The following is a 15,314-nucleotide window of genomic DNA, read 5'->3' as shown; positions in this document are numbered from 1 at the left end:
TGAGGTGGCCAATTACCTAATTTTTAGGGAAAAAGTCCCGGAATTTTCCCCCTGATCACTCCCATACCTGGTACTTTTTGATTGACAAAAAGTCTAAAAGTTTTACCCAACAAGGTTTTTAGATTTATTCAGCAAACCCTAAATAAGTCAGTATATGGTTCTGCTCGCTGTCTATCCCGGGGAGAAATGCCAGAGGGATTTCTCCAGTGCGAAATCTGGGCCAAAAATTGGCCTAGTCAGGAAATCTTGATCTTAAATTCCCCAACAATTGCGCTAGGATCGGCTTAATGGAACAGGAAAGGCGATCAAGTGGGATAACCGATCCTGTGGTTTGAGAACGTGGCTGTATAATTGTTAGAGTGTCAATAGATCAATTCCAGAGGAATCATGAGCAATATCCAAGATAAAATTCAAGAAGAGCTAGAAAACGCCAGAACCGTCTGTAGTACGGAAGGTGCCACCTCTGGCGAATGCGCCGCTGCTTGGGATGCGGTGGAAGAATTACAAGCAGAAGCAGCTCACCAACGTCAAGACCACCCCCAAAAAACCTACTTCGAAAAGTATTGTGATGATAATCCCGATGCCGCCGAGTGTCGCGTTTATGACGATTAATGGAGTCGGGCAGCGGTTTTTTCTCTCCTCACAGTAGAATCCTAGCTTTAGGGCGATCTCAGCTATAAAGGGATCGCCCCTCGTTTTTTTGTTTGTTGGTCAAGCTGTGGCCGATTTTGGCTCCCGCACCGGAAGACAGTAAAATGGTGACAGTGTAATTATGTCTAAATAGTTTATGAATCAACTTTGGTTTCGTCCTCTCGTTTGGATAGATTATCGTTTAGCCGTCCTATTTACGGTGATTATTCCGGCAATTTTGTTAATTTGGTCTTTATTTGCAAAAATCGAATCATTACAAAAATTGTTGATTATCTATTGGCGAGTGGCTAGTCTTTTGTTAATTACCGTATATTTAATGATTGCTTCCTGGCCGATTGGTTTTGTCACCAGTTTTTTAGCTAAGATTTTAATCCCGATTTCTCTCTGGTTTTGGGTGGATATTAACGATGAAATTAAAGATTTACCCGCTAGTCCGATTAAATTTGTCACCACTGCTTGGCGTTGGGCAGTAACGATTTATTCTCCTCTGGGCGCAATTTCTACCTTACCTTTTCTCTCCTGTGCTATGTCAGGGGAATTGCTAAATTCTCCCTATTGTCAGGTTTGGCAGGAAGCACCCTGGCAGTTTCGCGAGATTTTTCATTCAGAAGCTACTGCTAATGTTTTGGGCTTTTTTGGTTTAGTTGGTCTCTCTTTTTATACTCTCTATTTTGCCCATTTTCTTCTTATTCGCCTTGGCAAACAGGGACGTTCAGCTTTACAACAGTAAGTTTTTAGCTATCGATGATTAGCCATTTTTCTATGAATATTGGTCAACAACTCGAACAATACACCCTCAAAAATCCCCAAGAGGTTTTATTAGTGACTATTGCTGTGGATGGGGAGGAGGAAGAAATCTCTATTTTCAAGGGTTTTTCTAGTTCCCTTACCCGCAGCACCCCCTACGATCCCGATATTCCGCTCATTCCTGAAATGGCGACAATTATTAGGATAGATCGTCTTGCTAGTCCCTATCATCCTCTTAATCCTCGCTATATTCAAGAAAATCTTACTTTAGAGGAAATGCAGTCTTTACTGATTAATTAAACCAGTAATTTTACTTGAATAGCATCAGCTTACTGGCGATCAATTTAACAGCTTTTATTGAGTATCCAGAAACTTTGTCTATCTAGACAAGAGGTAAATTTTGCGGCATTTTAGTGGTAAGATTACCAGGGAATGATAATCTCTGCCAGTATTCAAGCTGTCAAAGTGGATTTCATCCTCGGTATCGATCGAGAACAATCAAAAAACTGGAGAATAATCTGGAGAATCTATGCAACTTAAACAATCTAACCAAGAACTGTTACAAATTGAGTATTTAGCCACCGCTGCTACGGGACAAAATATAGTTAAAGATGATGGCAAAGATGTGATTGAAGGATTAACTAAAACCCCCAAAAGTTTACCATCTAAATATTTTTATGATCGGCAAGGTTCGCAACTTTTTGAAGCAATCTGTCAATTGCCAGAATACTATCCCACTAGGACAGAAGCGGCTATTCTCCAAGAATATGCTCAAGAAATTGTCGCTTATACAGGAGCCTGCGAATTGATAGAATTAGGTAGTGGTAGTTCCACTAAAACTCGTCTGTTATTGGACGCTTATTATCAACAGCAAAAATCCTCTAAATATGTACCTATCGATGTTAGTGAAACTATTCTCAAAGCTAGTGCCATAGAATTACAAAAAGAATATCCTAATTTACCCATTCAGGGGTTAATTGGAACCTATGAACAGGCCCTAGCCTATTGTCAAACCCCTTCCTATAATACCAGAATGATTTTTTTCTTGGGAAGTTCGATCGGTAATTTTTCTGCGGCTGAATGTGATAAATTCTTAGAAAAAATTGCCACTGTCCTAAAAGCTGGAGATTATTTTTTATTAGGGATTGATCTGCAAAAACCGGTGGCAATTTTAGAAGCAGCTTATAATGATTCTCAAGGGGTGACGGCCGCTTTTAATTTAAATATGCTTTCCCATTTAAATTGGCGTTTTCAAGCTGATTTTAATCTTGATTTATTTAGTCATCAAGCTATCTATAATCAAGAGCAATCTCAAATTGAAATGTATTTAATTTGTCAAAAAACTCACCCTGTTCACCTTAAAAAACTCGATTTAACAGTTAATTTTGAAGCGTCGGAAAGTATTTTAACAGAAATCTCGCGTAAATTCAACCTAGAAACTATGCAAAAAGACCTAGAATCAAAGGGATTAAACCCGCTCAAGGTTTTCACCGATCCTGAAAATTTATTTGGGTTAATTCTCTGTCAGTTATCCCTGTAATTAACGAAAACATTATCATCAGTAATAGAGGCACAAAAACATGGAAAAGATTCAAGCACAGGCTCCTATCTCTCTAAGTAACTGTAGTCGAGAAAATATACTGGACTATTTTGAAAATGCTTGGCAATTAGAAGATATGCTGTTAAAAAGCATCATCAAAGAAGAAGCTTTTTATTGTAACCCTGACGATTTAAGAAATCCCCTAATTTTTTATTTAGGTCATGCTGCCGCTTTTTATCTGAATAAATTGCAGCTGGTTAACCTATTAAAAAAAAGCCCTAATCCTGACTATGAATTATTGTTTGGAGTGGGAGTAGATCCGGCAACTCCTGAAGAATTAAACTCTGCTATCGCCCAAATTCAGTGGCCCGGGGTGGCTAAGGTTTGGGAATATCGGCAACAAGTCTATGAAATTGTGGTCGAAATAATTAAAAATACCCCCCTTAATCTTCCTATTCATCCTCAGCATTCTCTCTGGGCATTAATGATGGGAATTGAGCATCAGCGTGTTCACTTTGAAACATCTTCAATGTTACTCAGACAACTGCCCTTAGATTGTCTGCAACGTCCTCAAGGTTGGCATTATGCCCCTTCTTTTGGTCAAGCTTATCCTAATCAAATGGTGAAGGTTTCTGGGGGAATAGTGGAAATTGGTAAACCCCAAGATTCTCCTATTTATGGTTGGGATAATGAGTATGGTTATCGTCAAGTTCAAGTTAACAATTTTCTGGTGAGTAAATATATGATTACCAACGGAGAATTTAAAGAATTTGTCGATAATGGTGGTTACGAAAATCCCAGTTATTGGGATGAGGAAGCTTGGCAATGGAAAAATCATTATCGAGTCAAATATCCTAAATTTTGGCTGGTAGATGAGGGAGGAAATTATCAATATCGAGCCATGTTTGATGTTCTCGATTTACCTCTGGATTGGCCGGTAGAAGTGAACTATTATGAAGCGATCGCCTACTGTCGTTTTCAAGGTCAAGGAATACGTTTAATGACCGAAGCTGAGTGGAATTTAGTCACCTATGGCAGTCAAAAAAATCGATGTTATATCCTAGAAAACGATAACTTTGATGACTATAACCTCAATTTAAAATTCTGTTCTCCCACTCCCGTGGGAATGTTAAAAAATACGGGCAATAACTCAGAAATTTATGACTTACGCGGTAACGTCTGGGAATGGCTAGAAGATGATTTTAATCCCTTAACTGACTTTCAACCCCATTACCTCTATGCTGACAATTCCACTCCTTTCTTTAATAGTCAACATAAAATGATGTTAGGAGGAGCTTGGGTGACTAACGGCACAGAAATCCTACCCTACTATCGCAATTGGTTTCGCCGGAATTTTTATCAACACGCTGGTTTTAGAATCGCGCAAAGTCTTTAGGTGGGGTGTGGGGTGTGGGCTTCGGCCGTGAGCTCAGCGTTCGACCGAGCTCACGCCGAGGTCCGAACGGGTGTAGGGTGTGGGGTGTGGGGTTTTACCGATTTTGAGGGGGTCAATTACCTAATTTTCAGGGAAAAAGTGCCTAAAATTTCCCTGTGATTACTCTAAGAGTCGGCACTTTTTGATGTCAAAAAAGCCTAAATATATTATCCAACAAGGTTTTTAGATTTATTCTGCAAACTTTAGGTAATTGCCAATTTAAAAAAGAATTCCTGGAACAGTCGCCCCTCGATCGCTACAATAGAACCTAATAGAATGCGGATAAACTCGATCGCCATGAATCAACCTGCAATTTTTCATCTCGCTATTCCGATCACCGATGTGTCCACCGCTAAAAGCTTTTACTGTGATGGTTTAGGTTGTTTAGCGGGAAGGGAAACCGAGAAAGCGATTATCTTAAATTTCTATGGTCATCAGGTGGTAGCTCACGTCACCGAAATGCCTCTTACTCACCAAAATAGCATTTATCCTCGCCATTTTGGTCTAATTCTGCCAGATGCCAGCGATTGGGACAATCTTCTCGCACAAGCACGAGTCAATCAACTCAAATTTTATCTAGAACCAAAAACTCGCTTTGCTGGGGAGATAACCGAACATAAAACCTTTTTTCTGGAAGATCCTTTCTATAATCTCCTCGAATTTAAACATTATCGCCACTATGAAGCTATTTTTGCCCCTCGGCAATTAACAGCGATCGGCGATCGAGCTTAAAATAAACAACAGGTGACTTTTTTGTCAGGGGAACTTCCCTCAGATTTTCTCATCAAAACCCAAAAAACCTTGGCTGGCAATGATCAATTCTTAGGAAATCTATGAAAAAACTTTTATTGTTAACCCTATTCATTATCGGTCTAGGATTTGCTCTCTTTAACTTTACTGGATTAGCAAATCGGGGCGAATATCAATCAATTTTGATCGACTTTAAGGACGATGTACCCGTCAGCGTCCTCGATGAGCAGTTAAATGCTATCAACAAAAAAGCGGGAAAAACCACCAGTTTAAATAGTATTTTTTCCATCGATGAACATCTTTACATCGTCGATGGAGATAGCAAACTTCTGAAAACTCTCCGCAATTCCGACCTAAAAAAATACACTGAATCGATCGAACCCGATTATATTTATCATGCTTTTATCGCCCCTAACGACCCCGACTATAGCAAACAGTGGAACCTGCGAGGAATTAACATCGAACGCGCTTGGGAAGAAAATCATGGTGAAGGGATCACCGTCGCCGTTATTGATACAGGCGTATCAAAAGTTCCCGATCTGCGAGAAACCGAGTTTGTGGAAGGCTACGACTTCGTCAACGATCGCAGCAATGCCGAGGACGATAACGGTCACGGAACCCATGTAGCGGGAACAATTGCCCAATCGACCAATAATAACTACGGGGTGGCCGGCATCGCCTACAAAGCCAAAATTATGCCCCTCAAGGTGCTTTCCGGGACGGGTGGGGGAAGTGTGGGAGATATTGCCGAAGCGATCCGTTTTGCCGTCGATAATAAAGCCGATGTCATCAATATGAGTTTAGGGGGTGGAGGCGAAACCCAAGTAATGAAAGAGGCGATCGAATATGCCTATAGTAAAGGTGTGGTAATCGTCGCTGCTGCCGGTAATGCCGATGATAATTCCGCCGCCTATCCTGCCCGTTTTCCCCACGTTATCGGCGTTTCTGCGGTAGATGCCTCCGGAAATAAGGCCCCCTATTCTAATTTCGGAGCCGGAATCGATATTGCTGCCCCAGGCGGCTCCGATACGGGTAAAATTATCCAAGAAACCATCGATCCCGCTAAGGGGGGGGAACCGGCATTCCTCGGTTTTCAGGGAACCAGCATGGCAGCCCCTCACGTTGCTGGGGTGGTAGCTTTAATCAAAGCTGCGGGAATTAAAGAACCCAGTGCAGTTTTAGAGGTTTTGCAACAGTCGGCCCGTAAGATCAATGATGATCCCTTTAATCATTTTGGGGCCGGACAATTAGACGCGGGCAATGCCCTACAATTGGCCCTAAAAGGACAGATTACTGTCCGGGATTTTTGGCGTTGGTTGCGCGATAACGGTTATCTCAATCCCCGTTTCTGGATTGATGGCGGCGCGGTGGCGGTTTTGCCCAAAATGGCCATGGTTTTGGGTTCTTATCTTCTTGCTTGGTGGCTAAGAAGTTATTTTCCCTTCTCCTGGAACGGATTTTTGAATGCTGGTCTAATTTTTGGCAGTTCTGGCTTATTTTTCCTCAGAGGTCTTTATATCTTCGATTTACCCCAATGGCCTTTCCGAGTCATGGGGAGTTCTCTTTCCGACCTAGGAGGCGTTATTCAGGGAAGTTCTGCCCTTAATCCGCTTTTTGCCAGTGTTATCCTGCCTTTTGTCCTGATTGCCCTGCTTTTAGGTCATCCCCGTGCAAAATGGTTGGCGGTGGGGGTTAGTTTAGCCATGGCGGTGAGTTTAGGTATCAGTGCTGTTATCGATCCTACTCTGATCTGGTTAGGTTCCGGTAGAATCGCTCAGGCATTTTTGGGCGTAAATGCGCTTTTATGTCTCGGTTTAGGTTATTTAGCCCTAAAAAGTGCTACTTCCTCCCGATACGCTTAAACAGGGGTTACAATGAGACAACAAAGGTGATTTACCGATAAAAACCTCTTTGGTTTTGGTATCTTCCTTTTGTTTTGCATTGAGTTCTCCTACAACAGCAGCCTCGGACATTAACCGAGGTTTTTTCTTTATGGTGTATCTTAGTTTCTAAGGGTTTTTTGGGAATCCTCAATCCCTATGCCGAAAGTTTCCCCTAATACCCCCTCGAATCATCCAGCTTATCTATTTCTTGTCTAAGGTGTCTATCGTGTCAAATCATAAAATTCTCGTTATCGATGACAGTAAAGTGATTAGGATGCGCGTTCGCGATATGTTACCAGAGGGTAACTTTGAATTTCTCGAAGCTAAAGACGGATTAGAGGGCTATAATCTCATTCGTACCGAAAACCCAAATTTGATTATTTTGGACTTCCTTCTCCCAAAAATGAGCGGTTGGGAGGTGTTTCAGCAAATCCAAAGCGAAGATAATCTCAAAAGTATTCCCCTAGTGTTGATGTCGGGACGGAAAGAGGAGGTAGTAGAGAAAATCCCCGAACCTTTCCAGCATTTTGCCTTTATTGAGAAGCCTTTCGACCAAAAACAATTGCTACAAGCGATTAAAGAAGCGATAGCCAAGGCAAAACAGTATTCTCCCAAACCAAAAGTTTCTAGCCGGAAACTAGAGGAACTCACCGGGGATTATAGCACCGATATTCAGACTCTCCATGCCCAAATTGCCCAAATGCAAACAGAAATGGAAACTATCAAGAAACAAATGTCTCAATTAGTGGCTTTTATTAAGAAAAAACTGGACTAGAACTATTCATCCCGATCTTTGGTGACTTGGGCAAGCAGTAATCCTTATCCGGTGTCGCTAATCTCTGGCTAATCTCCTATCCCTTTTCAACAAGATTTAGTATAATATGAAGTGGTATTTATTTAGTGAGTGACTAAGAAGTTATTAATTCACTGATAACTAATTATGAATTGGCAAGAAATAGCAGGTAATTGGGTTTTTCTCCCCCGTCGTCCCCGGGGTATCATTCACTTTTTGGGGGGGGCATTTGTGGCGGCGGCCCCGAATATTACCTATCGTTGGTTATTAGAAAGTCTTGGAAATTCAGGATATGCTATTGTCGCTACTCCCTTTGTTAATACCCTCGATCACAAATCGATCGCCCGCACAGTTTTAAACCGTTTTGATAATATTATTGAACGTCTGCGCTGGAATCATAGTCTGCCCCAAGGTTATCTCCCCATCTACGGATTGGGTCACAGTATGGGTTGTAAACTACATTTATTAATCGGTAGTCTCTACGAAGTGGAACGGGCGGGAAATATCCTCATTTCCTTTAATAATTATCCGATTCGTCGGGCTATTCCCTTTATCGAACCTTTACAAATTGACACCACTTTTAACCTCGAATTTACCCCTTCCCCCGAAGAAACAAACGAGTTAATTTTCCAAGATTATGCCATTCGTCGCAATCTTTTAATCCGTTTTCAAGACGACACGATCGATCAATCGCTGGTATTAAATCCCCTGCTAAAAAAACGTTTTAATGATTTAATTGCCCTGCGAACTCTCCCGGGTAATCATCTCACTCCCTTGAGTCAAGATGTCAGTTGGCAAACCGGAGAAGTATTTACTCCCCTCGATGCGATCGGCCAATGGTTAAAACAGGGACTTGCCCGGGATAATTCCCGTCTCAAAGATGAGATTCTCCAGTGGTTAAATCCCGTCCTTCCCGCCTCTCGTTAGCTTTCCTCTAGATTAATCCCCAGGGCCCGTAATTGCGCCTCTAAGCGGGCTAATTTTGCCTCAGCTTCCTGGGCCCGTTGTCGTTCCTGTTGGGCTTGCTGTTCGGCGGTCCTGGCCCTTTGTTCGGCTAATTCAGCCTTTTGCTTGATTTCTAGGGTGGTCAAAAACCGGGAGCCATCGGGATAAAAAATAGCTAACTGGGGACTCTCCAGTTGAAAACGAATCTGTAGCCGCGGACTCTGCCAATTATCGATCGCAGGAATCATCTCCAATTGATCACCCCTGCGCCACCAACCCTGTAGATAATTAGCATCGGGATCGTAGAGATAATATTCTTCTACGCCAAAACGCTGATAAAATTGCCATTTTCGGCGCATTTCTGCTTTAGTGTTGCCCGGAGAGAGAATTTCAAAGACCACCTGCGGCGCAATCTGGTTTTCTAACCATTGCTTATAGGAACCTCGATCGCCCTTGGGTCTGCCAAACACCACCATAGCATCCGGCGCTTGACAGGTTTTATTATCCCCCTCGACGGGATACCACAACAGATCGCCGGCGATGAACACATGGTCATTGTCTGCGAATAAACATTCGAGATTTTCCTTAATCGTCACAATCCAGCGAAATTGTTTGGTATTATCGGCCATCGGTTTACCATCACTATCGGCATAGATAATCTCCGACTCAGAGAAAGATTGGGCTTTTACCATCGTTCTACTCCCTAGCGTACTAACTATTTAGTATAGCATTAAATCCCCTGACGAAAGAGGGCAAAGGCCGAGGTATAACCGTGTAAAAAAGTGCGACCAGCCACAGGCCCGATTTCTCCATTGCAAAAGAAACCTGCGAGGGGAACATTGGCGAAATAACGCTGAAAAAGACCCGAATCAAAGTCCGGTTTTTCGTAGAGATTTTCCCCGCGACCGAGACAGGAAAAGATTAAAGCACCTAGTACCTCTGAACTGTCGGGTTTTTCTCGGGGAAAAGCTTGCAGAAGTAATTCTAAATCTAGAGCGGAAGTGTCGGCATCGCGCAGGTGAAATTGTACCCGCTGCCCCGGACGAACTCGATCGCCAATTGCGATCGCACCTTGGCGAGGATCTACTCCCAAAACATTGCGAATTAAGAAATCCCCGGCCCGCAACTGCATTTTAAACTCATCCCTAGCAATACCGATAAAAAGGGAGTGTTGCGCTAATTCTCGGTCTTTTTCGCTCAAGGAGGCAATTAAATCCCGCAGTAGATTTAAAGGTGGTTGCGAAGTCCCATCGGCCCCTTTACCGGTCATGGAGATGATAATATTTCGTTCTCCCTCACTCACCTGATAAATCGGTCCGATGGGACGACAACCCTGGGCGACGATAGTTTCGACGATAATATTGCCAGAAAGGGCGATTCCTACGGTTCCCTGACGATAGAGATAGCTATTACGCGGTTTTTGTTGATCGTGGTAGAATAGACCCCCAGAACGTTCGATCATGCCACCACTGACTAAACCGCCGATTTTGGCCGAACCGGGGTAGGCAAAATCCAAACCCTCTAACAGATCATTGATGCGACTGGAAAAAGGATCGGCTAAAAGGATAAATTGGGGATTTTTGGCCGCTTCTACCCCTAATAATTCTGTCCAACTAGAGGGGGAACTGTCGAGATCGGGCATTTCCGCCGCTTCGATATAGAAGGGCTGCACTTCCACATTAGGCAAATGGGCGACGGTGAGACTTAAAGCCGGACTCGCTTCGATTTCTCGCGCTTTTTCCCTGTCACCCATGCCGACAATCCCCGCCCCACCGCAGCCGATCAGCACAGGAACAGGGAGTTTATCCAAGATTAAGGGAACTAAACGGGGATAGTCGCTGGCATAGGCAGAAGAAATAAAAATTATGGCTAGATCTGCCGATCCAACTAACTTATCTGTCACTTTTTCCACTACTTCCGTCACCGCCGCTTCTAGGGAGGGACGGGTTGACAGGGCATTAATCCACTCGATGCGATCGCTCATGTTTCTTGACCCCAAATTTGGTCTCAATGGTCAAAGATGATCATCTTAACAATAAATTAACCTAAAAATCCTATCCGCGCCCCTAGATGGCGCAATAAATTGTAGAATTGTCATGACGTGAGCCAATAAGGCCGCAAGGGATTGTCAGTTATTTTAATCATATTTAATCTTAAAATAGAGAATTGTCCCCGCTAAGATAAAAGTAACAAAATTAGCAATAATAATCGGTTTACTGTTCATATAAAGGCCGTAGATGAGCCAAAGAAAAACCCCCAGACAAAAGCAAATAAACATAGTTAAGGACAAGTCCTTAGCCGAACGATAACGCCAAGTTTTAATCACTTGGGGTAAAAAGGAGACAGTGGTTAATATTCCCGCCACGATCCCGATTAGTTCAATAATATTCACCGATTATCCTCTTGGCTCAGTTTCTCTCATTTTAAACTGTTGACTATCTAAATTGCTGGTTAAGACGGATCTCTGGACATCATCGGGTAAAGTGTTGGTAAATGTGACATTTTTTCCCATTGTTTCTATTGAGCGATTACTATCACCGAAGTGCCGATTTGTACCTTTTCAAATAAAGCCTTTATATCTCGATCGCGCATCCTGACGCAACCGTGGGAGACGGCCTGGCCGATGAGATTTTCTTGCGGTGTACCGTGAAAACCGATAAAATTCGCGCCATCGGTCCAAAATCCAATCCAACGGGCCCCTAAGGGGTTGTTTTTTCCCGATGGCACCAGTTGACCAGTGAAAGGATGTTCCCAGACTGGTTCCCGCACCATCTGAATCACCCTAAATTGTCCCGTCGGGGTTTCCCAACCCGGACGACCGATCGCCACTGGGTAAGAAGCGATTATTTTCTGTCCTTGGTAAACAAAAACTCGTCTTTTTTTTAAATTCAGCAGCAAACGGGTTTCCGTTCGAGTTACCGTGGTTGCGGGAAAGGAATTGACGGGACTAATGGGGGGATTGAGGAAAAATTCCCCTATTCCTAGACATAAACAGAGAATTGGCAGAAAAACTCGCATCTGATAGCAGCAAAGTCAAGATTTTTTATCCGTATTCTAATCTGATTGTGAAGATGTCAAACCAAAGTCGATCGGAGGACCTTGAGAGGGAAGGATAAAATCGCCGTCGAGTTAGGCTAATTCGGTTACACTAATCCATAGCTAGAATATTAACTTTTGTAACTATGACCGCCGCCATTGCTCTCGATCGCGTTTCTAAAATCTATAATAATCTCCCAGTAGTTAACGAGCTTTCCTTTGCCATCGAAAAAGGGGAAATCTTTGGTTTGCTCGGTCCCAACGGTGCGGGAAAATCGACGACAATCCGCATGATTATCACTCTAACCGAAGCAAGTCAAGGAGAAATCGAAGTGGCGGGGTATAATGTCAAAAAATACCGCGATCAGGTGAAGAAAAATATTGGGGTAGTCTTACAACAGATTAGCGTTGATGGGGAATTAACCGTCTGGGAAAATATGGAATTTCACGGACGGATGCACCATATCCCCAATCCCCAGAGACAGGAATTAATTGATCGCTATTTAGATTATGTCAGTTTAAGCGATCGAAAATCTGCCCTTGCCAAAACTCTTTCCGGAGGAATGAAACGACGTTTACAGATTGCTCGCGCTCTTCTTCACGAACCAAAAATCCTCTTTCTCGATGAACCGACTGTGGGTTTAGATCCCCAAAATCGTCGTCGTTTGTGGGAAGTAATTCGGGATTTAAACCGGCAAGGAATGACAATTTTGTTAACCACTCACTACATGGAAGAAGTGGAATTTCTCTGTCAGGATAACGCCGCAGGAAAACCGGGCAGAATTGGCATTATGGATGCGGGCAAATTAATCGAATTAGGAACTCTAACGGATTTTCGTGCTAAGTATGGTGAGGGTTTAGTTATCAAACAAGTTGGCGATAAAATCGATTATAAATTCTTCCCCACCGTGGCTGATGCTAATGCCTATCTCGACACTTTGAGCGATAAAACTGGAGTAATGTGTCGCCCTTCCAACCTCGAAGATATCTTTGTGGAACTGACGGGACATCAATTAGATTAAATTCTTGGTTTGGCCGTTAGGAAGTTGTTCAGTTATCGGTTTTTGACTCCAGTTTTTCTGAGATTAGCTCTGTTTAAATCGGCATTTCTTGGCTTTGATCTGGTGTCAATTTTATGGGGCAACCTGATAAGCTAAGACACATTTTAACTGCCTATCCTTAGATTAGCTGAATTTCCCCCAATCCCTTTACTGTTGCCTCTTGCCTCATCTCAACAAGCAATTTAAATACTTAACAGCTTAGAGTCTAGGTCAATTAGCTGAGGCTGTCCCTAAAAACCGAATTCAACCCTAAAAAAAGATGCTTTTAGCAATTTTTAAGCTTTTTGAGCCAGATAAATCGACCAAGAAGGGAACTTTTTCTGGAGAGGGAGAGTCGTCGGGGACTGGATAAAAACTAGAGTACTCCCTCGATCGATAGACAAAATTGACGGTAATCGTTTAGAATAAGGCACTGAATACTGACGAGATGACAATTATCCCTATGACCGATCTCCAAGCAAAAACTAGATGGTCAACAGCGCGGCGATATTACGAATTGCTTAGTGTTTTAGTGGAACGTAATCTCAAGGGACGCTATCGGGGTTCTTTTCTGGGGGTTTACTGGTCCTTGTTAAATCCCGTGATTATGACGGCACTATACACGGCAATTTTCGGCACGGTTTTCGCCTCTTATTTTGATAATTCTCTAGTTAACTATGTCCTAGCGGCTTTCACTGGTTTAGTAGTAATAAATTTCTTTAATGCTTCCACTAACCAAGCTTTACCTAGTATCGTTGGTAATGGCAGTATTTTAAATAAAATTCGTCTGCCAGTTAGCATTTTTCCCGTTTCCATGGTAGTGGCAAATATTTTTCAATTTGCTATTAGTATCTTTCCCCTTTTGGCCATAGTAACTCTCTGGAAGTCTCAAAGTTTACTTAATGTAATTGCTCTGATTTTTCCCGTGATCGGTCTTTCTCTGGTTTGCACGGGAGTGGGTTTCTTTGTTAGTACCCTCTACGTTTTCTTCAGAGACTTACCCTATTTTTACGAAATTGTTTGTTTTGTCGCTTGGATTAGCAGCCCGATTTTCTATCCTCCAGAAATTATTCCTCCCTCCGTACAACCATTCCTGATATTAAACCCATTATTACCAGTAATCGAAAGTATTCGCCAATTGTCCCTTTCCCCCGGATTACCGGATTTTAGTTTGATTTTTCAATCTCTACTCGGTGGGATCATTATCTTAGGAATTGGTTGGACTTGCTTCCGACTCTGGCGACATTTATTTATGGATTTATTATAAATGACAGAAGTAATTCGACTCGATCAAGTGTCTCTCGAAAGACGCACTCAAGAAGAATTTTCCTACGATCTAAAAAGGACAATCTTCTCTCTTCTTGAAGGTAAATATCGTCAACCAGCCAAAAAATTAGTTCTAGATGATATAGATTTAGTCATTAATTCTGGAGCGAAATTAGGTATCATTGGAGCTAATGGCGCAGGAAAATCTACTCTCTTAAAAGTTATTTGTGGTATTCTAGAACCAACAAAGGGACAGGTGAGAGTCAGGGGACAAATTGCCTCTCTAATTGAATTAGGAGCGGGTTTTGATCCAGATTTACCAGTAAAAGATAATATTATTCTCTATGGGGTAATGTTGGGATTTTCTCGTCAGGAAATGAAGGAAAAAACCAAAGATATTCTCGACTTTGCTGAGTTAGAAGAATATATGGGAGCGCCGGTGAAATCTCTTTCTTCTGGGATGGTGGCTCGTTTAGGATTTGCGATCGCCACAGAGGTTCACCCCGATATTCTTATTCTTGATGAAGTCCTTTCCGTAGGGGATGAAAGTTTTAAAAATAAGTGTAAACGACGTTTAAAAAAATTCTGGAATTCTAACGCTACTATTTTAGTAGTTTCCCACGATTTGACTTTAATTCAAGAGTCTTGTGATCAAGCAATTTGGCTGAATAAAGGCCAGTTGCAATGTCAGGGTGCATCGGAAGATGTAATCAAGTTTTATTTGGATTCCGTGCATCAAAATGAAGTTAATTTTTAATTAAGTAGGTAATCTCAATTAATTTATCTACGTTTGGCTCTCTTGGGTTTGGTGGGTAAAATGTATTATAGGGTACATTCCTGCTGGCGGTCGCAACGCGCTCGCTACGCGAGACCAACTGGAACGAACCACAAAGACCCAAAGGACAGAAAGATTGATCGCTTCTAGATAATCTAAACTTATCACACAAAGAATAAGAGAGCCTACGTTTTACTTAGTCGAAAACGCTGTAAAAAAATAAAAAACCTCGGTGTCCAGCCGAGGTAGCGCTAAGTTATGTAGGAGAACTCAAGCAAATCTGTCAATGGGGTAAACCCAAACCCCGAAAACTTTTGGCTCTTCCGAACTTGTCATGTAAAATTAAATAAAAAACAGACAATTATTGCTGACCAATAAAACAATAATTTATCTTTAAAAGCTCACTATGCTTGCAATACAGCAATTTATTGGTTAAAATATAAACAGCCAAGA

The 15,314-nt window shown here is 42.2% G+C and carries 16 protein-coding genes; 12 read left to right on the top strand and 4 right to left on the bottom strand.

All coding sequences use genetic code 11. From position 1 onward, the window contains the following. The first annotated feature begins 387 nt into the window (after window positions 1–387). The 9 genes from IM462_RS10500 to IM462_RS10460 all read left to right on the top strand — a co-directional run bounded on the left by IM462_RS10500 (window position 388) and on the right by IM462_RS10460 (window position 8,726). The gene (locus IM462_RS10500) at window positions 388–612 is read left to right on the top strand and encodes a Calvin cycle protein CP12 (protein WP_002792997.1); all 225 of its coding nucleotides are present in this window, start codon (window positions 388–390) and stop codon (window positions 610–612) included. Between the two features lie 175 nt (window positions 613–787). After that, window positions 788–1,381 (top strand): DUF3177 family protein, encoded by a 594-nt coding sequence (locus tag IM462_RS10495; protein ID WP_002740183.1) that lies wholly within the window; start codon window positions 788–790, stop codon window positions 1,379–1,381. A 32-nt stretch (window positions 1,382–1,413) separates the two neighbouring features. Next, on the top strand, window positions 1,414–1,698 hold the full coding sequence (locus IM462_RS10490; RefSeq protein WP_287702812.1) for a DUF7734 family protein: 285 nt from the start codon (window positions 1,414–1,416) through the stop codon (window positions 1,696–1,698). A 229-nt stretch (window positions 1,699–1,927) separates the two neighbouring features. Further along, entirely contained in the window at window positions 1,928–2,938 is a 1,011-nt protein-coding gene (egtD, locus tag IM462_RS10485; protein WP_287702810.1) for an L-histidine N(alpha)-methyltransferase, read from the top strand. A 40-nt stretch (window positions 2,939–2,978) separates the two neighbouring features. Next, a complete protein-coding gene (gene ovoA / locus IM462_RS10480; protein ID WP_287702807.1) occupies window positions 2,979–4,334 on the top strand; it encodes a 5-histidylcysteine sulfoxide synthase in 1,356 nt (451 codons plus the stop codon). A 336-nt stretch (window positions 4,335–4,670) separates the two neighbouring features. Continuing rightward, window positions 4,671–5,105 (top strand): VOC family protein, encoded by a 435-nt coding sequence (locus tag IM462_RS10475; RefSeq protein WP_287702814.1) that lies wholly within the window; start codon window positions 4,671–4,673, stop codon window positions 5,103–5,105. A gap of 101 nt (window positions 5,106–5,206) precedes the next feature. Further along, complete coding sequence (locus IM462_RS10470; protein ID WP_287702805.1) at window positions 5,207–6,985, top strand: S8 family peptidase; 1,779 nt, start codon at window positions 5,207–5,209, stop codon at window positions 6,983–6,985. Between the two features lie 247 nt (window positions 6,986–7,232). Further along, entirely contained in the window at window positions 7,233–7,781 is a 549-nt protein-coding gene (locus IM462_RS10465; protein WP_287702803.1) for a response regulator, read from the top strand. 165 nt (window positions 7,782–7,946) lie between these two features. Continuing rightward, window positions 7,947–8,726, top strand: a complete 780-nt coding sequence (locus IM462_RS10460; RefSeq protein ID WP_002758145.1) for a DUF1350 family protein — start codon at window positions 7,947–7,949, stop codon at window positions 8,724–8,726. Here the strand turns inward: IM462_RS10460 and IM462_RS10455 are convergent. The 4 genes from IM462_RS10455 to IM462_RS10440 all read right to left on the bottom strand — a co-directional run bounded on the left by IM462_RS10455 (window position 8,723) and on the right by IM462_RS10440 (window position 11,762). Further along, window positions 8,723–9,436: a Uma2 family endonuclease gene (locus IM462_RS10455; RefSeq protein ID WP_287702801.1), complete on the bottom strand. Its 714-nt coding sequence runs from the start codon at window positions 9,434–9,436 to the stop codon at window positions 8,723–8,725. The genes IM462_RS10460 and IM462_RS10455 overlap by 4 nt on opposite strands. Window positions 9,437–9,474: 38 nt before the next feature. Next, a complete protein-coding gene (locus IM462_RS10450) occupies window positions 9,475–10,728 on the bottom strand; it encodes an FIST signal transduction protein (protein WP_287702799.1) in 1,254 nt (417 codons plus the stop codon). Window positions 10,729–10,881: 153 nt separating this feature from the next. Then, the gene (locus tag IM462_RS10445; protein WP_002739519.1) at window positions 10,882–11,136 is read right to left on the bottom strand and encodes a SemiSWEET transporter; all 255 of its coding nucleotides are present in this window, start codon (window positions 11,134–11,136) and stop codon (window positions 10,882–10,884) included. A gap of 125 nt (window positions 11,137–11,261) precedes the next feature. Continuing rightward, a complete protein-coding gene (locus IM462_RS10440; RefSeq protein ID WP_287702798.1) occupies window positions 11,262–11,762 on the bottom strand; it encodes a L,D-transpeptidase in 501 nt (166 codons plus the stop codon). 164 nt (window positions 11,763–11,926) lie between these two features. Between IM462_RS10440 and IM462_RS10435 the strand changes: the two genes are divergently transcribed. The 3 genes from IM462_RS10435 (at window position 11,927) to IM462_RS10425 (ending at window position 14,843) form a co-directional block, all read left to right on the top strand. After that, complete coding sequence (locus IM462_RS10435; RefSeq protein WP_287702796.1) at window positions 11,927–12,802, top strand: ABC transporter ATP-binding protein; 876 nt, start codon at window positions 11,927–11,929, stop codon at window positions 12,800–12,802. Between the two features lie 481 nt (window positions 12,803–13,283). Next, on the top strand, window positions 13,284–14,087 hold the full coding sequence (locus tag IM462_RS10430; RefSeq protein WP_287702794.1) for an ABC transporter permease: 804 nt from the start codon (window positions 13,284–13,286) through the stop codon (window positions 14,085–14,087). Then, entirely contained in the window at window positions 14,088–14,843 is a 756-nt protein-coding gene (locus tag IM462_RS10425) for an ABC transporter ATP-binding protein (RefSeq protein WP_002739797.1), read from the top strand. Window positions 14,844–15,314 lie beyond the last annotated feature (471 nt).

It is taken from the genome of Microcystis sp. M144S2 (genome assembly GCF_020246065.1).
In the GTDB taxonomy this organism is placed as follows: domain Bacteria; phylum Cyanobacteriota; class Cyanobacteriia; order Cyanobacteriales; family Microcystaceae; genus Microcystis; species Microcystis ichthyoblabe_A.
The sequence above is the reverse complement of the archived record's forward strand: the minus strand, read 5'-3'. Positions and strand labels throughout refer to the sequence as shown.